The sequence below is a fragment of the Lysinibacillus sp. G1-3 genome (assembly GCF_056322905.1).
In genome coordinates this window covers 18,214-36,047 of record NZ_JBWHYQ010000008.1, presented here as the reverse complement: position 1 = coordinate 36,047, position 17,834 = coordinate 18,214, and the positions used below count along the sequence as shown (strand labels likewise).

Here is a 17,834-nt window from a genome sequence, read left to right as displayed (position 1 = left end):
ACCTTTAATTATAGTAAGCAATAATAAATAAGAAAATAACGCACAAAAATGTGGTATAGCCACTTTTAAGTGCCTATTTAGGGGTGAAAGCACATGGTTAACTATAATACTGGAATCAACATTTTTATGAATATCGCAGGTGGAAAATGGAAATGTTTAATACTCTTTTTCTTGAGCCAAAAATCAGTAAGGACAAAAGAGTTTTATGATTTATTACCTGGAATTACACAAAAAGTCTTAACGGATCAATTAAAACAGTTAGAAAGAGATGGACTTGTACGAAGAGAAATTTTTAAAGAGGTACCACCAAAAGTAGAATACAGCTTAACGGATTTAGGAAGATCATTTATACCAGTATTAAATACAATGTGTGCATGGGGTAATCAGTATGCAACTATTAACGGTATAGATAAAGAACAACAAATCAATTGTGATCAAACTTCACCTGATGGTCCCCACTCTATGAAGTAAGTAAACAAAATCGAAAACAATATGAAGTTACTAGAATATACATATAAAAAAGAGGACAAGCTTTGTCCTCTTTTTTTATTGCTCCCTAGTTTGTGTGGTTGGCTTTAATAAGAACCAAACAATTACTAAAGTTCCTAGTGCTAATATAAAAGTTCCCATATAAATAAAATGCACACTTGAAGCTAATGCTTCTTGCGATTCGGTTACTACGTTTGTTGTAGTTCCTTCATGTCCACCAGAAGTTACAAGATCAAGATTTTTAATACCACGTGCATGAATCATCGTATTGAACATCGCCCCGAAAACTGCAGCTCCTAATGTTTGACTAAACGTATTGATAAATGTGTTTAAGCCAATTGCCGTCCCGCGCGTATGATTTGGAACAGCTGCTTGAATTGTTACCATATAGATAGGTGTAATGAGTCCCATCCCTAAGCCGAATAGTCCAACTGCAACATAAATTAGGAATGCTGGTGAATCTGTCGACAATGTAAATAATGAAAAGGCAGCAACCGAAAGAACGCTAGCTCCAAGTAGAATGATTTGTTTCGTATTTAAGCTACCTACTAATTTACCTGAAAGAATAGTGCCAAATGTCCACATTACAGGTAGTGGCATTAAAATGAGTCCAGCGTCTGTCGCGTTTTTTCCTAATACACCTTGGCTCCAAATCGGAAGATACATTGTAATACTAATAATCATTGCACCCGAAATAAGTGTAAGTATATTAATAATAGATAATGTACGGTTAGAGAAAAGTGCTAGCGGAATTAATGGTTCCGGAGATTTTTTCTCAATGCATAAGAAAATAATGAATGCAACAGCTGCAAAGATTAAGAGACCAACAATTGTCATGTCCCCCCAGTTTTGCTGACTGCTACCTGTTAATAACGCGTATAGTAGAGCGATTGTACTTAAAGAGAAGACTGTTGCACCAAGATAGTCGATATGATGCTTAGCAGGCTTAATAGATTCTTTATAATAAATGACAATCATTATGCAAGCGATAATTCCAAATGGAACGTTTAAGAAGAAGATATAGCGCCAAGAAAGGGAATCGACTAAAAATCCGCCAACTAATGGTCCGATCACACCAGAGATACCCCAAACAGCACTAATCCACCCTTGTGCTTTTGCACGGTCTTTCACTTCGCTATATAAGTCACCAATGATTGTCATTGTTATTGGCATAATAGCGCCTGCGCCTAGACCTTGAAGGGCACGAAAGACGATGAGCTGTTCCATCGATGTAACGATACCGCAAAGTGCAGAGCCAACTAAAAATATTGTAGCTCCGATCAGTAAAACTTTTTTACGACCGAATAAATCAGCCAGTTTCCCGTAGATTGGAGTCGAAACAGCTGTGGCAAGCATATAAATTGCATAAACCCAACTAACAAGTTCGACACCTGACAAATCATTCGTTATACGGGGGATTGCTGTACTAATAATTGTTCCTTCTACAGCAGAAAGAAATGTCATTAACATTAATGATAAAATAACTTTTTTTCTCATATTTTTCCCTTTCACTTCCATCTAGTTAAATAACCTCATATATAGCTAAGTTTTTTTATTATAAACTATGTATCTTCTAAAACGTCAAATTTAATATCTCCATCATTGAAACGGATATCAATAAAACAATTATCGTTAGACCCCGTTAATTTCTCCCTCATCAACATTATGTACTTCAACTAATCTGCCCCGGTTAGCACGAAGGCGATCAATCTAATCGAACAATCGCCCTCGTTAATAAAAATGAAAAGTTATTTATTAACCTTCTTGATAATTGCTTATTCTATAATTCACGAGACAACCATCAATTTTAACACAAATATCCATAAAAAAACCACCTCAAAGAAAATCTAAAGAGGTGATCGATGTGCAGAGATAATAAAGTTGTAAATTGAGAAAGTAGAATAAAGGAGCGTTATAGTATCTCATTTAAAAAGAGCTTGTTACTTTAATTAAAAGGCCCAACTTCTCTGCAAATTAATATAGAGAAATTGGGCTTTTACTTTATTTCATTTAGTTATATTGAATAGGGCTATCTATAGTAGGAGTTAGATTTTCAATTAAAAATGTTTCTCTTTAAGTTCTGTTAAATTCTCACTAGGCTTTCTGATATTCATAATGCAGGTCATTTTCCAGACTTAAGTGGAATACGAAGCTCTTCGTTTGGCTTATTGATGCCATAACTATAAATGTAAATATCTAGCTCTTTCTTGTCGAAATTTTCATAAACGTGCATAGATTTATTACTTTCATCATAAGATTCCGGTTCCCCTAAGATCTGTTCTTTACCGTCCAAATAATAAGTTCGATCGACCCCATCAAACGTCGGGTCTGAGCTCAAGGTTTCCACATAGAGGTTATTGTCCTTCAAATAATAAGTCCATGAGATTGGATACCCCGCAATGCTAGACGTTGTAGTTTGATGTTTTTCTGATATGTCAGTCAAATGGATTGGTTTGTCGTTCTCGTCTCCGTAAAAACCATCGATACGGTGCTTCGCAACGAGGGTTATAGGCTGATTAGCCAGAGAAGCTACATCTAGCCCTTTCACTTCAAAGCGTAGATCTTGTCCTTTACCCATAGTAGAATACCCCCCTTTTAACAGAGTTCCACCTACATCTAGCTGATACTCTCCAAAAGGAAGAGTGTAGTAGTCTTCTTGAGTAATTTTCAAACTAACTTGGGTTGGTGTAACCTTCATTTCATGGATTTTCGTGTTAGGAACATCGCCCATAGGAATATCTAGCACTTGCTTAAATGATCCATTTTCCAACTGTTTTTTGGAAAGATTCATATTTATGCTCCAAGTACTTTCTTTTGTTTCAAGTATGTGATCATAAGAAAGTTGGAATTTAGTTCCTTCTTCACGTAAGGTGTCAGACTTAAATATTTGACCCTCATTTGCTCCCCCTTCTAGGAATATAGGTGACCCTTCCGCTTTTTTAACAGATTTATCCGCGTCATCGATGGCCTCGAAATATATCCATCTTTTCTGCATTCCAGGATCCGTAAGCGTAACGTCTGATTTTAGGAGAACTTTACCTTCAGCTTGTTCAAAAGACTGCAAGGTCACACTGTCCATACCATCCTTTTGAATTGGGAACACTTGCGTAGTAGAGTCATTAGGATTATAGCTGATGGACTGCTTCTTATTGCCAATCAATTGAATATTCTCCATGATAAACTCAACATCATTCATCTGCCCTTCGGCAACCCAGTCCGTCTCAAAATACCCCTGGAATACACCAAGCTTCTCGTCCCACTTGTGTTGTCCATAATTTCCTTCAATAAAGTTGCCCTTCGAATCTTTTAGTCCAATCACTTCAAAATCTATGTCCTTTACATCCTTGGATGTTTCAGGTTTCAAACTATACAGCAGGAAAGTTCTGTTCTCGTCTACAAAGGCCGTATGTACGGTTAACGTAACACCATCCTTTGTAACGGATTGCTCAATCGTTTGACCTAAGCCCTGCTCTAATGCGGACTGAATACCTTCCCTATGCGAAAGCATGCTGGACCAGTCATAATTCAGAGCTGCATAAACTGGTGTAGCCATCAAAGCTACAGATAGCCCCGCCACCAATGCAAAGCGCTTTCGCTTTCGAGGACGGAGCACAACTGGTTCACCCCCAGCAACCTTTAGCTCGTCCTGCTGAATACTGCTCCACATCTGATCAAAGTCAGGGTAATCCACGTTATTTGATGCCTTCATTTGGTTTTTAACCTTGTTTTCAATGCGTTCCAAATTGGTTCTCTCCCTTCAACCATAAGTTGTTTTTTTGTTCAAGCTTTTTGCGCATGATTTTCAATGCCTTATGGAGTCTCGACTTCACTGTACCCACAGGAATCTGCAGGGTTTCAGCGATCTCTACCATCGATAGCTCACCGATATAGCGGAGGGTAACAACTGCCATCAATTTGTCTGGTAGTTGCTTCAGTAGTTCCTCCCATTCTTCCTGAGCTGTTTTTTCTAATACAACGGTGTCTACGGATTTAATTGAAAATGTGGCCTGCTCATGAAGCCATTGAACCTGACCCTGTTTATCCCGCTGAGTCTGATTCCGTTTTAGCAAGTTTAAGCAATGGTTCATTGCGATGCGCATAATCCAGGCACGCGTATGCTCAACGTTTTTCCAATCCTGACGAAAAACGGTGATAAATACGTCATGGCAGAGATCTTCCGCATCTTGTGCGTTTCGCAACATGTAATAACATGTGCGGTATACATCCTTGTTATAAGAATCGAATAATTCACGCTCTGTCAATCCAAGGCACTCCTTTCTTTGCGTTATACTTTATAAACAAATGACTATTGGAAAAGGTTCATCTTTTTTAGTAATTTTATTCTTTAATTACACTTAATTACTTTTTCATACTTTATTATTCATTACTATGACAGCTACAACAGAAGAGAAAGCTTTTATCCTGTAGAAACCCCATCTTGTGCGTTCCGCAGCATGTAATAACATGTAGGGTATTCATCCTTGTTACAAGAATCGTAGTTCACGCTCTGTCAATCCAAGGCACTCCTTTCATTGCGTTATACTTTATAAACAAATGACCCGTGGGAAAGGTTCATCTTTATTAGTAATAGTATTCTTTAATTATATTTAATTACTTTTTCATACTTTGTTTTTCACTACTAAGGTAGCTACAATAGAAGGTTTCTCCTAAAGAAACCCCGCATTTTGAAACAATGTCAAAGCGCGGAGTTCAAATTTCAGCTATTTTAAATATGATAAATCAGATGTTAGCCTGCATATATGTATTTTTTCTGACATACTAATCCACTAAATATTTTTAGCTACATAAAAATCTAATGTGGTAATCTTCTTCCGAAAAGTCCCCAGAGCCCATTCCTTGTATAAGCTCTTTAAATACGTAAATCCACAATTGAAGAAGTCATCCAATTTGTGTTGAAGTCCATGTTCTAAAAAGGGATATAATAAGTCATTTACAACCTCATAATAAAAGCAGACGGTGATATAGAGGTCCATTATAGAACTTCTAAACCATCTGCTTTTATTAGGAAGTACTTTCAAGTTGGAGAAAAGGTAGTTCTTCTTCCTAAATCACCAATTCTACACTTCTCCATTTTTACGTGCTGCCATTTCATCTTGCATTTCTTCTTTTAATGCTTCAATTGACTTTTGACGTCGCTTATTTTTTTCTTTAATCATTTCACTTTGCATAGGGTCTGCAAATTCCAAACTAATCTCCGCTTCATGGAGTTTTTCTTCAGTGTTCTTAACGATATCACGAATTCGTTCCACGTTATTGGATCTATCATCTGGTTTTGAGTGTCTAGAATTAGCCATGGTAACCTCCTAAAATTTTTACAATCAATATGCCTCGGCATAATTATTGCTGACGCTTCGCTTTCGCACAGATAAACAATGCGTCCAGAATCGGCTCTGTGTTAGCATAAAGAACGCCTTTCCGATTCCATTACATCCGCCGGAAGCTTTAACTTCTTGCAACAAGTATTTGGGCCATCCATTGCAAGAAGTTAAAATTAGTTTGTATTTTTTTTATGTTTATATGTACACTAATTTTTACTAAGAAAAGTGCTTTCACCCTTTTAGCACGACAAGCACTGGAGAAAGGCTGACAGTTTCTTGCTATGTGAGGAGAAAAAAAGCCCTTAAGGAAATAGATCCCTTAAAGGCTTTTTAACTAAATTAAGGTACAACTTACCCTTAATCCCCATGCTCTTTAGTTTTTCTTTATTGATAAAATGGCTTCACTTTGTACCCGTCTTTCTCCAAATGATAGCGAATGCTTTTCTCACCTAAAAAGTGACCTGAACCAACAACAACAAAATACGTACCTTTTTTCTCTTCAAGTACATTCATAATTTTCTTTGCCATTTGTTCATCTCGTACACCAAATAGCATTTCATTGTACTCTGACGTCCCGCCTTCCATCGATTGGAAGCTTTTTGCAAATTCTTCAACGTTACCCTGCTTCCAGCTTGTAAACCACTCTTGGAGAACTTTAGATTGATTTTCTTCAGATGGATTGATTATGCTATCCAACACAGCGACTAAAGACTGCTCCTGTGCTTCTGGTGATAACGCGTCAAACATATCAACTTGAGCTTTCATACCCTCTAATTCAATTACTGGCTTTTTCTGCAGATCTGCATTTAATAAAAAGTACATATCAATACCGTGCATCGCCATTTCTTGTGGCGTCATACCAAATGAATTATCTGTTGACAGCATTGCTAAGGTGCTTGACAGCGTCCAAGGCTTTTGCAATGTCAGTTGTTCCATCGGGAGATTATATAGCTTTGCTACTTTTTCAAGTTTCGCATATGTTTCTGGCGCAACAGCATCTTTCAGTGTTGTGCCATCTGAATACATTGCCTTTTTCGCATAATAATCAAGACCTTTCGTATCCAGAATATTTGCCTCTACTAATAGCGCATCCGCTTTATCGAACGCCTTCACTAGTTTTTGATCGAATGGATATAAGTCAGGTGTACCTAGGTGAATGGAGCCTAGTAAATACACAGTCGTATCCTCATCCTCTACTACCCAGGCTACCCCCTTCGCTCCTTGCTCTGCAAGTTCATAGGTAATCTTAATCAATCGAGAAGCTAGTAGAACAGCCTGCTGCGTCGTTGCCTTTTGCTCTAAGTGCAGTTCGTTTGAATAACCTTGTAATATGTTATGATCTTTCATAAATTTAATGGCATCCGTGCCGACAGGTAAATCATAGCGTGCGACGATATTATACAAGCGATTCACAATATCACCGCGTGTGTTATCGTTCTTCACGTTCACTGGCTTATACTTTTTATTTTCCGCTAAGCCCAGTGAGGCAATTTTCTTTTCTGTTAATGCCAGCAGTTCATTTACCTTGTCCACAGAAATTTCTTTATGGAAGTCTTTATCATACCATGTAGTTGGGTAAATTCCGTATTTTTCACCTTCGACTAAGGTTTCAATAACCGGATTACTTATCGATGGTGATAGGGGCGGTGACTGCTCCTTCGCATGGATCACTGGCACCACCGTTGTTAGCATCAATGAAGCGCCAAGCAACGCAGCACTCGTGCGTTTCAGTATTTTTTTCATCATATTATCTTCTCTCCCTTTGTACTTATTATTATTCTATGAATATATTACCATATAATTGTTAACTATTTTATGTTAAATATGAGAATAATTATAATTTTGTATTAATCTATTTTCTAACCTCAAATACAAAAAACCGTCCTGATTTTTAGGACGGGATTAAAATAAAGTTGTTTAATTTTTGATGTAAAATAATATAATCGTTTAATTCTAAGTGTAGTTTTACAATCGGACTCTTAGTGAATAGCTCAACATTTAAGAATGTTGATCCATTTCACCACCTGCCTTTTTCAAAGCTCTTTGAAGTTGATAAATTTTCATCATACTAATTAATCCAACTAATAGGGCTCCCAATAAGACTGACCCAATAATAACGAGGATCAATGGCCACTCAGCTTTACCAAATAAATAATTTACCGTTACCTTGTCAACATTTATAACTGAAAATACCGCGATAATTAAGACTACAAATATTGCTAATATTAAGTTCCACTGCTTTTTCATATGCCACCTCTTTCATTGCTATCTACATTCTATAATTACTATTATAAAATCTGGAATAGCTTGGGACAATCACTATTTCACGGTAGGGGTATAGCCTTAACAACTCTGTCTTTATTACCATGAAACATCCAAAATAAAAAACATCCGCTCACTTCTTATTACAAGCGAACGGATGCGAATTGCACGGATATTTAAATAATTACTTTAAATGACTTTATTATATGCTAACAAGAAGATGTTGGTTTGGAATAAAGTTTAATTAAAAGTTTGCTGCAGACATTGATTTTATAATAGAAGAAACTCGCACATTTTGAAAAAAGTTTGATTAAAATATGTGGATTTCATTTAAGACATGAGATTATTTTTATAAAAAAGTTTGATCATTTTCTAAATAATAAAGTGTCTAAAGACCTGAGTATTATTCTCGAGATTTTTTAAATACCTGGAATATTACTCTTTATTGATATATAATTTAAAAAGGTGGTGATTTTCATGAATGCAGTTGACCGCAAAATAATTGAAGCTATAGAAAATAGAAAAAGCTCGAATCACCAATATTGGGATTTTAAGTCGGCAACTAAAAAAAGTGGTATTCATACCTTGATGAGATATCCTGCAACAATGGTTCCTGAGATGCAGCGGGAATTAATCAAAATCCTTGTAGAATCTACTGGTGCTAAAAACATCTTGGATCCGTTTATGGGATCTGGAACAGTTTTAATTGAGGGATTGAGAAATAACCTCACTGTATATGGAAATGATATCAATCCATTAGCATATTATTTGTGTAAATCGAAATTAAAGTATATTCCAATTAAAACTTTAAAACGTGAATTAGAAAATCTCGAAACACGTATTGAGAACATCGATATTTGTAATAGTGAATATTATTTCGAAAAAATTGATAAATGGTTTAAGCCAGATATAATATCCTCTTTATCTAAATTAAGAGAAGAAATCATGAAGATTAACAATCAAGAAGTTAAAGAGTTTTTCTTAGTTACTTTGGCTGACATTATTACTCAAACAAAGAACTCTCAATCATCGACATTCAAACTACACATAAAACCTGAAGATGTAATAGAAAACTATCAAGTTGATGTAATTGAGCTTTATTTTGATAAACTCACAAAAAATATTATGAACTATGAAAGTTTTATACACGAAATTCGAGAAGCAAAAATATGTAATTCTTCTAGTCAAAATAAAAAAGTTAAGTTATCTTGTGGAGATTCAAAAAGTTTAAGTCAAAAATTAAAAATCAATGAGGGAGAAATTGACCTGATTGTAACATCACCTCCATATGGTGATAATCATACAACTGTTACATACGGGCAATTCTCAATACTCCCTTTACATTGGATAAAAGATGGTATTAAAAAAAGCATCTTAGATATGTCATTGCTAAATAATTTTAATTCTATTGATACAGCTAGTTTAGGCGGTAAAAATGCTAAAGTTGAAATTATCGAAGCATCCGGAATATTAGAAGAATCTGCACATCTAAACAATTTCTATAATTATTTACTCCGTTTAGGACAAATAGAAAAGGCCAGAAAAGTAGCCTCATTCATTATTGATTTTAAACTCACTTTGAATGAATTGAGTAAGTTTTTAAAAAGAGATGGGTATATGGTATTAGTTGTTGGTAATCGGAAAGTCCATAATATTGAAGTTCCATTTGACAATATAATTCGAGAGCTATTGGAAAATGAATTTAACCTTATCCATAATTTCGACAGAAGAATTATTAATAAAAAGATTCCACAGAAAATTTCGAGAGTTAATGCTAATCCTGTTGAATCAATGAATAATGAAATAATTCTCATCTTCAGAAAAAATATATAACATTTCGTAATTTAACAGACAAAATAAGAGCCAAATGGCTCTTATTTTTTTGACGGAATTATTAGATAGCCAAGCTACTGCATTTTCCAGACTATTGTTCATATACTCGATTGTATCAAGGCTATTCTATATTATTATGTAGAGAACTTTTTAAAAATAGACTCATAAACAATATTTAATGAACACAAGGAAACTACATCTTGTGATAACCTCTAGATAATTGGAGAACTATTAACTGCTATTCGTGTTAAATGCTCAACATATGCTTGATGAATTGCTTGAGCCTCATCCTGCTTTATCCTACCCACTCTTCTTATATTTTTTAATTCCAAAATTTTTAATTCTCTATTCTCATCTACTATATCTAACTCTAGCCCCTCAAATAATAGTTCCCCTAAAAATTTCCCTATATCCATATCTACATTCCATCTGTCAAATTTCTCTTTAAAATCAATAAATCCATTACTAATAGTCTTTTTCATTGCATAGCGAATATATCGATTGTTATTTATAACATCATTATCAATTTTAATTTCACCACCAGATTCTAACAATAATGAATCTAAAAGAAATGTAGGAATCTTATTATAAATAGTTTTTGGTTTATAGTCGTACACTTTCTTCTCTGCCAAAAAATTAGTACAGATAAAGTTAAAATTTTTCTGTTTTTCTTTTTCTGTATTAATATAGTTATTAAGCTCAGTGAGAATCTCCGCGCTATTAATCAACTGTTTGAATTCGGGAAGAATTAACAGTTCATTTAAAAAAGCAGTTTTTTTAGTATGACTTCTAAATGAGTATTTTAAAATAGCTTCTAAAATTTTTGATATTTCTTTAGAATTAATTACTGTATTTTTTTTCTCTATTTCCAACAACAAGAATTCAGCGTCTACTCTTCTCCCATTTGCTCTTACAGTTATATCACAATTCTGTGAACATACCATGTATAGCTTATTACTAACTTCAATCAAATCTCCATAACAAATATCATCACTTCTGTATACCTGATATAAGTCCTCCGGTTTATTTATAATATGATTTAATTCTTTAATTATCCTTGCCTGCAAATTATATTTTTCTATATCTGTTGTGCTTTCAATATGTTTATGAATGAATTTCCTTAAAGATACAATTATGTTATGTTCTGTAGACTTTATTTCGTCTAAATAAACATTTTCAAATTTATTTTTATATATCGAATACAAAATTTCATCAATATGTTGTCCTTCAGATAAATAATTATAGTGTAACAACAATTCATTATTATTAACTTCCCAAACTTTAGGTAAAATGGAATGCATTGTATTTCTTTGGATCGTATTAAACTTTGATAAAAGATTCGCTTTTTGAGATTTTAAAACTGCGGTATTAATTGCACCCTCTTCCAGTTCTACACTCTTTTCAACAAAATTTAAATGAAGAGCCAATTTGTCAGCAGTTTCTTTATCTAAATTAAGTTTTTCTAAATAAGTATTTACATCTGAGTAATTTTTAAACTCTTCTATTTGAGAAGTGTATATAAAAAGATATCTATTATCTTTTCCCTCCAATAACTTTGAAATACTAAGTAACACTTCTTTTAATTTGTCATAATATCTTTCTTTAGTACCTTCAAGTCGTTTATCTACAACAAAAAGTATTGAAGTTTCATCACTATATAAATAACCACTATTTATCTTTTCTAGAAATTCATTAGGTAAATACCATTCAACATCATCATCTAAAACTTCAGTAAAATACCTATAATTCATTTTTGTTTCTTCAAGAATAGCTTCTACCTCGGCATCTTCCATCTCTATCGATTCAAAAAAATCCTTCATTGTTAATTCTGGATAATCATTTTTATAGTCATAAAACTCTGTTTCGTATTCTATCAGGTGATTGACAATCTCATCTGTTACATCAATTAAAGGCGTATTAATATTTATAAAAGCATCATCAATTATTACTACTTTATCTATGGAAAATTCTTCTAGATTCATTATTGTAAGTCTCCTTGGAATATAATTTCAAATTTATATCTATTGCCATGTGAATTAGTTTCATTTAATAACCGAATATCTCCGCTAACTTCCTTTAACATTTCTTTTACAATATAAAGACCCATGCCCCTTCCTTCGTTTAACGGTTTATTGCTTATAAAAGGTTCAAATAATTTATCTGAAATATCATTATGAATACCAAATCCATTATCCCAAACATGAATTTTATTATTATTTATAAATTGAATATTAATAATTGGATTGTTAATTTGCATCTTATTCAACCAATATACCGAGTTGATAATTAAATTCTCAAATATAATTTTTAAACCTTCCTTAACAACTTTATGCTCAAAACCATCCCCTTTTATTTCCAACTTAACATTGTTTTCTTTATACAATAATAATGGGGAGTCTTCAAAAGTTTGTATTAAGTACTCTTTTAACTCTACAACATCATATCGTCTTCTCTTTGAATAGGAGTTTATATCTAGCATAGAAGCATATCGATTCAAAAATTTGGTATTAGAGTCAATTAACGAAAGACTTCTCTCTGCACTTCTCCATACTTCTTTATTATTCGATAATAATTTTCTCAATTGTAAAGAACTAAATTTAATACCATTTGACAATCGTGTAATCTCATGAGCTAAAGTCTCAGCTACAATTGTTGCACCAATTAATGGGTAAAGTTCCTCAAGGTTTTCCCTTTCTAACTCAATTTGATTATATTTTTTATATTGATCTTTTTCTAAATTTTGTATATGCGATTTTATTTCTATTATTTCTTGTTTAATATCGGTGGTTACCTTATTTAAAACCTCTTTCCCCTTTTCATCCTCTATATACGGAATTAAATTTGCTATTTTTTCCTCAGATAAACTAGTTTTTTCATCAATAGTCACATTAAATTTTTCAAACGGATTTTCTATTTTTTTGAATTTAATTAAACCATCATCAAAGCTTACTATCTCATTGTTTTTAATTTTAGAACGTGGCACTTCAAATTTTGCTTTAAATTTGTCATCCTCAGAAGTCATAATAATTGCTAAAAAATCTCTCATTATCATTAGGAAATTTTTTCCGTACTCATCTTGTTTTAATCCTTCTCGGTTAGTTAACTCTGAGAGTTTTTCTAAATTCTCTTCACCATCTATATATACATAACCTATTACATTATTAGGAGAATAAATATTTCTATAATATGTTCGTTCTATATGACCTAAACCAAGCCAATCCTTTTGTTCACCTAACATAACTCTAAAATTATTTCTATATAAATTTACTCCAGCAGCACTATCCAACAAATTCCTTATTTCTGGAGATGATCGAGGCGAAGCATAAATCGCTCCCTCAAAATCACTAGGCAAAAAATATTCCCCTGCATCATCTTGATATAGATTTTTCAAATTAACTTTCGGATACTTTTTATTAATATCTTGCTCTAAAATCCCAACTTTAAATGGCTTCGTATGGCAGTATTTATCATAAAAATCTTCATAATTAATTGTACTAATTAGTTCAAATTCCAGGTCTTCCATTTTTTTCTGAAGGTTTCTTATTACACTTTCTACATATTGTGGACTTCTAGAAATTTCAAATTCAACAGATTTATCAGTTAAATTAAAATTAAATTTAGTCTTTGAACTAGCTATATTTTCAATTCTTGTTTTATCATATAAATCACTTTTAAATATTTCCTTATTCAGATCAATTTTCACAGAAAAGTTTGTTTTCTTATCTTGGAATGGATTCATAAAGGACAAAACATCTTTTTCAATTTCTTTCCTTGTTTCTTTTTTCTCCCAATAATTCTTCCCCTTTAATCCTTTTATGGTTATTCTGGTACCATGATCTTTCCCACAGAATTTATTACCTTCATATTCTAATTTTTGTATAGATATTGGAATTAAATCTAAACTCATAGAGGATTTTTCAAAATCACTCCAATTAAGAGTGAACCTATAAAAATAATTTTGATTTTCTTCAACTATTTTTTCTTTCTCTAAGGTACCAAAGTTAGCATAAATTTGTTCATGATTTAAGTGGTCTAATACTTCTAGATTTAATTTTGTTTCAACTATTATAAAATTTCCCAATCTATTTAAAGCTAATCTTCCTACACCTTTACTACCTAAAGCTAATCGTTTAAAAATATATGAATATTTTTGATTATGTTGTTTAAATGATGTGGCTATTCTTAAAAATCCATTTTCGATAATATGACGATTCATTCCATTCCCATTATCTTCAATAATCATTGAACCTTTTCCACATTCGTTTTCCATCATTGTATCAATCATTATTTCACATTTTAATGCATCTGCATCCGAGGAATTCTTTACTAATTCTAGTAATGCTACTTTTTCATCTGAAATCAGCATTTCGCCCAGGTGGCTGATTATTCTAGAATCAATTGAAATATGACTTTCCATTTTAGCCAACCCCCTTATATATATTTTAATATTTGCACAAGTTTCCTTTATTTTGTTTTTCTCTATTACATTATACGCATATAATTTATCTAAAACTATTTGTAAATTTTATTCCTCAATAAATTTGCTCTATGTTCAAAATTTCTTTTACCATGTCTAAGAGTTAAAAATCTAATATTATTCATCTCCAACTTACTTTTCTCCCATACGCCGTTACTATTAATTAATCCAGATAGAGTTTTTTTGTATAAAATTAACTTATCTTCATACTTATCTACGAAGTAAATCAAAGTAGATATCGCTTTACCTCCTCGTTCTATTTCAATCACACTCACCTCTGTACCATGAAAAAACTTGACCTCAGCAATCACGTACTTCCTCTCAGTCACACCATCACTTAAGTAAACAAAACGTTTCGTACCGGAATACTCCTTTAAACTCCCTTGAATAATATTAATGGATTGTACTTCCGAAAAATCCTGCAATGCTTTCAATACTTTAATAAACTCACCTAACTCACCGTCAATTTGAATATCCACCAACGGCTGTTGTTCTAGTCCTCTTGTAACTTGGTTTCCACCTACATCAGCTGTTGAGCGTTTACCCTCATTATTTATAAATCGCTTCTTTGTATTTTCATCTTCAAATCTACGATTTTTATTAGAACCTTTACGAATCTTTGTTATTTTAGGGGGCTTAATATATTCATGTAGCTGATTGTCCATTTCAATAATATCAAAATCATCTGTTGCTCCCTCAATTTCTTCATTTAACAATAATTCATCATGCTGTCCGTTTAGATTTTTCTTAGTATGTAATGTATATTTCTTAGGTTCAGTGGATTTTTCAGACTGTGCAACTTCTGGGTGTTCAAATGTAATTTCACTGCAAGGAATCAGTTTATTTTTCACGCTTACTACCCTTAGTACAGTGCCACCATTCGCATTAGGTTTCACTATCGCTTTAATGGTAATAGGCTGTCTAAATGACCAATCAAAATCTAAAATATCAGTATTGTTAAATGTATATGCTACATTTTCAAATACATTTCTTAAATCTTGATTTGTGAGTAGCCAAACGAGTTGGTATAAGAAATTTGATTGTGTGTATTTTCGATGATAAAGCGTTGTAAAATCCAAATGAATCTTATTATTCTCATAGTTCTCTATAAAATATTGTGGAAATGAGTGTGCCTCGAAAAGTCTATATAGTAGAAAACGGTTCGGTGCTAAAATGCTTCGAACTACCTCAATTAACGGAAGAATATAGCTTCGGTTGCCTTGCTTTACAATAAAACTCCTTGAAATATCTTTATCATTCGTCCCGAAAATTCTCCATTCTTTCTTATGGGTTTTAACCTTATTTGGATAAATTGTAATGTCAATTTCCTCAGTTTCTTCTGGGGGAATGCTGCTTTTTCTTATATTGCCGTTCACATAATAATGTTGGATTGCCAGTGCAGGGAGGGTACCCCAATCGACTAATAATTTTTCTGTTATACCTTTAGCTCTAAAATATGCGTAAATCATTACTTTCTTCTCACAGTGAAAAGGAGAGCTAATCCAAATTAATTGTGCTTGCTCTCCATTTTTAAAAGGCCATTTATTCAATTTAACTTGTTGTTTGATCATCGTTTCTCACTACCTGCTTCATTTCTATATACCGTTTTAATAAAGGCTTTATATCCTTAAAATGATGTGATTTAACAGCTGCTATTCGTTGCACCTTCCACAATATCACAGGCTCCTTGTTCTCTAGCAAATCATCAATTACTTTGTAGCAACGACGTAATTGGAACTCCTGTATGGACTCCGTTAATTCATTTAACAACTGTTTCGTTTTTGGTAACTTATCTAAACATTTCTCTAAATTGGCAAGTATTCCTAACTTCTTGCCCATTTTCGAAGCAGTTATACGAGTAGGTTTCTCTTCTCGTAGTAATTGCTGATACAGCATTTTAATTTGTTGCACATATTTTTGGTCTCGCTTCGACCAATCTACAGATGTTGTTGTTTTATATCTTAGCTGTACTTTAGGCAGCACACTTTCTAAACAACTTCGATCATAATGATATAAAAACATAAACTGTTTCGAAAATCTTTTTCGCAAGGCTGTACGAGATAGATTTGGATTCTGTAGAATTTCATTTACTAATTCTTGTTTATATTGGACTAATTTATTAATATTGTATTCAGGACTTTCTACTTGTTTTAATTCGACATTTCCATTTAAATACCTTTTAATTGTTTTAGAATCTACACCTAAAATTTTCGCTATCGCTCGAATGCTCCATGTTTCTTTTTCAAGAGCTTCTAATTTCTTTATCCATACCTCACCAAATGCTTTTACTCGACCTACTTCAAACATATCTGCTGTATGCTTCCTTGCATAAATAAAACCACATGAACATGTAAATGTACCAATCAAATTTTTGGATTTATAGTCTCTGGTCACTTCTACCTTTTGAATTATTAGTTGCTTGTAATGCGATGCAGCCTTATTCAAACAAGGGAATGGTCCTTTACCAAAAGCACCAAAATCTTTTGTAAGCACAACAAGTTCCTCTATATCGTGCTTTAAAAAATAAAGAAAGAGCAAATGACGAAATGGATGTACGTGACGCTTCATATTACGGGTTAATACCTTTAGCCAATTATATTCATCTTCCTCACTTAACTCGCTTTGATAGCATTTTAAAAAGTCACTTGAAAATGTAATTTTAAAAGCTTGATACAACTCATGCTGACGAACCCGATTCGAAGCTGTTATTAAATCCTGCTCTCGTAACAATGCTTTATATTTAGAATTAATGTCTTCCCTTGAAAGTGAGTGCAACGGTAAATGAAGCAATTTGTAGGCCTGCTTTGCTAAATATACTGACATTTCTTTATGTGGATCAATTTCATATAACTCTGATAAATTCATATGGTTTAATTTGAAACGAATATACTCAATGCGACTATCTTTGATTACGGGGTATTTTCTTAATAGAACTTCGTGGTGGGGACAATAATCTATTCCTTGTAGTTGATGTTCCCGATGGATATACGGCTCTCCATATTGCTCTGTATCTGATTTTGCACAAATAGCACAATAATAGATACCGTTTTTAATACAAATGCTTCCAGCGACCATTCCTAGCCTTGTATAAAGTGCCTTACCATCTTCTTTTACATCGTTTAATATTTCTTGTTGACGCTGCTTCGACAAAAATGAAGCATAATAAGGATAAATTGTTTGGTTAGCCAATAGTGATTCTATAGAATATTGAGCACCTAGTTTTTCTGCTAATACAGAAAAATAGCTACCCATTCCTATACTCGGTATCACAGAACGATTGTCAAACAACTCTTCCAATGTATCTTTACAATCAATATTGCCACTATAAAAATGATACCTGGCAATTGCTGAATATATTAATTCATTTGGATAAGGATTTGTAAAAAACGGTAACATCTAATGTCCCCCTAGTAATACTCGACTTATTTCTATAA

At 33.0% G+C, this 17,834-nt stretch carries 12 protein-coding genes; 2 read left to right on the top strand and 10 right to left on the bottom strand.

The genetic code is table 11. The features are described from left to right. The first annotated feature begins 93 nt into the window (after positions 1-93). The gene (locus ACVYAD_RS09645; RefSeq protein ID WP_476426085.1) at positions 94-471 is read left to right on the top strand and encodes a winged helix-turn-helix transcriptional regulator; all 378 of its coding nucleotides are present in this window, start codon (positions 94-96) and stop codon (positions 469-471) included. 75 nt (positions 472-546) lie between these two features. On the opposite strand, the gene ACVYAD_RS09640 is transcribed toward ACVYAD_RS09645, so the two are convergent. The 6 genes from ACVYAD_RS09640 to ACVYAD_RS09615 form a co-directional block, all read right to left on the bottom strand. Continuing rightward, on the bottom strand, positions 547-1,986 hold the full coding sequence (locus ACVYAD_RS09640; RefSeq protein WP_476426083.1) for an MDR family MFS transporter: 1,440 nt from the start codon (positions 1,984-1,986) through the stop codon (positions 547-549). Between the two features lie 625 nt (positions 1,987-2,611). After that, on the bottom strand, positions 2,612-4,231 hold the full coding sequence (locus ACVYAD_RS09635; protein ID WP_476426081.1) for a DUF4179 domain-containing protein: 1,620 nt from the start codon (positions 4,229-4,231) through the stop codon (positions 2,612-2,614). Next, the gene (locus ACVYAD_RS09630; protein ID WP_476426079.1) at positions 4,218-4,751 is read right to left on the bottom strand and encodes an RNA polymerase sigma factor; all 534 of its coding nucleotides are present in this window, start codon (positions 4,749-4,751) and stop codon (positions 4,218-4,220) included. Before ACVYAD_RS09630 ends, ACVYAD_RS09635 begins: the two co-directional genes overlap by 14 nt. Positions 4,752-5,567: 816 nt before the next feature. Next, the gene (locus ACVYAD_RS09625; protein WP_476426077.1) at positions 5,568-5,804 is read right to left on the bottom strand and encodes a small acid-soluble spore protein Tlp; all 237 of its coding nucleotides are present in this window, start codon (positions 5,802-5,804) and stop codon (positions 5,568-5,570) included. A 408-nt stretch (positions 5,805-6,212) separates the two neighbouring features. After that, positions 6,213-7,574 (bottom strand): TraB/GumN family protein, encoded by a 1,362-nt coding sequence (locus ACVYAD_RS09620; RefSeq protein ID WP_349659491.1) that lies wholly within the window; start codon positions 7,572-7,574, stop codon positions 6,213-6,215. Between the two features lie 252 nt (positions 7,575-7,826). Next, a complete protein-coding gene (locus tag ACVYAD_RS09615; protein ID WP_476426075.1) occupies positions 7,827-8,075 on the bottom strand; it encodes a LapA family protein in 249 nt (82 codons plus the stop codon). Between the two features lie 492 nt (positions 8,076-8,567). Between ACVYAD_RS09615 and ACVYAD_RS09610 the strand changes: the two genes are divergently transcribed. Continuing rightward, positions 8,568-9,923 carry a DNA methyltransferase gene (locus ACVYAD_RS09610; protein ID WP_476426073.1) on the top strand — a complete coding sequence of 452 codons (1,356 nt, stop codon included), beginning with the start codon at positions 8,568-8,570 and terminating at the stop codon, positions 9,921-9,923. A gap of 212 nt (positions 9,924-10,135) precedes the next feature. Here the strand turns inward: ACVYAD_RS09610 and ACVYAD_RS09605 are convergent, their stop codons facing one another. The 4 genes from ACVYAD_RS09605 to ACVYAD_RS09590 form a co-directional block, all read right to left on the bottom strand. Next, the gene (locus tag ACVYAD_RS09605) at positions 10,136-11,905 is read right to left on the bottom strand and encodes a hypothetical protein (protein WP_476426071.1); all 1,770 of its coding nucleotides are present in this window, start codon (positions 11,903-11,905) and stop codon (positions 10,136-10,138) included. Continuing rightward, complete coding sequence (locus tag ACVYAD_RS09600; protein WP_476426069.1) at positions 11,905-14,340, bottom strand: ATP-binding protein; 2,436 nt, start codon at positions 14,338-14,340, stop codon at positions 11,905-11,907. The genes ACVYAD_RS09605 and ACVYAD_RS09600 overlap by 1 nt, the downstream gene beginning before the upstream one ends. 95 nt (positions 14,341-14,435) lie before the next feature. Then, the gene (locus ACVYAD_RS09595) at positions 14,436-15,971 is read right to left on the bottom strand and encodes a Tn7-like element transposition protein TnsE (RefSeq protein ID WP_476426067.1); all 1,536 of its coding nucleotides are present in this window, start codon (positions 15,969-15,971) and stop codon (positions 14,436-14,438) included. Further along, a complete protein-coding gene (locus ACVYAD_RS09590) occupies positions 15,952-17,796 on the bottom strand; it encodes a TnsD family Tn7-like transposition protein (RefSeq protein WP_476426065.1) in 1,845 nt (614 codons plus the stop codon). Before ACVYAD_RS09590 ends, ACVYAD_RS09595 begins: the two co-directional genes overlap by 20 nt. Positions 17,797-17,834 lie beyond the last annotated feature (38 nt).

What these genes read in the sequence shown, in the direction of transcription:
- ACVYAD_RS09645 (WP_476426085.1), top strand. Translation starts at nt 94, where the DNA reads ATGGTTAACTATAATACTGGAATCAACATTTTTATGAATATCGCAGGT.
- ACVYAD_RS09640 (WP_476426083.1), bottom strand. Translation starts at nt 1,986, where the DNA reads ATGAGAAAAAAAGTTATTTTATCATTAATGTTAATGACATTTCTTTCT.
- ACVYAD_RS09625 (WP_476426077.1), bottom strand. Translation starts at nt 5,804, where the DNA reads ATGGCTAATTCTAGACACTCAAAACCAGATGATAGATCCAATAACGTG.
- ACVYAD_RS09620 (WP_349659491.1), bottom strand. Translation starts at nt 7,574, where the DNA reads ATGATGAAAAAAATACTGAAACGCACGAGTGCTGCGTTGCTTGGCGCT.
- ACVYAD_RS09615 (WP_476426075.1), bottom strand. Translation starts at nt 8,075, where the DNA reads ATGAAAAAGCAGTGGAACTTAATATTAGCAATATTTGTAGTCTTAATT.
- ACVYAD_RS09610 (WP_476426073.1), top strand. Translation starts at nt 8,568, where the DNA reads ATGAATGCAGTTGACCGCAAAATAATTGAAGCTATAGAAAATAGAAAA.
- ACVYAD_RS09605 (WP_476426071.1), bottom strand. Translation starts at nt 11,905, where the DNA reads ATGAATCTAGAAGAATTTTCCATAGATAAAGTAGTAATAATTGATGAT.
- ACVYAD_RS09600 (WP_476426069.1), bottom strand. Translation starts at nt 14,340, where the DNA reads ATGGAAAGTCATATTTCAATTGATTCTAGAATAATCAGCCACCTGGGC.
- ACVYAD_RS09595 (WP_476426067.1), bottom strand. Translation starts at nt 15,971, where the DNA reads ATGATCAAACAACAAGTTAAATTGAATAAATGGCCTTTTAAAAATGGA.
- ACVYAD_RS09590 (WP_476426065.1), bottom strand. Translation starts at nt 17,796, where the DNA reads ATGTTACCGTTTTTTACAAATCCTTATCCAAATGAATTAATATATTCA.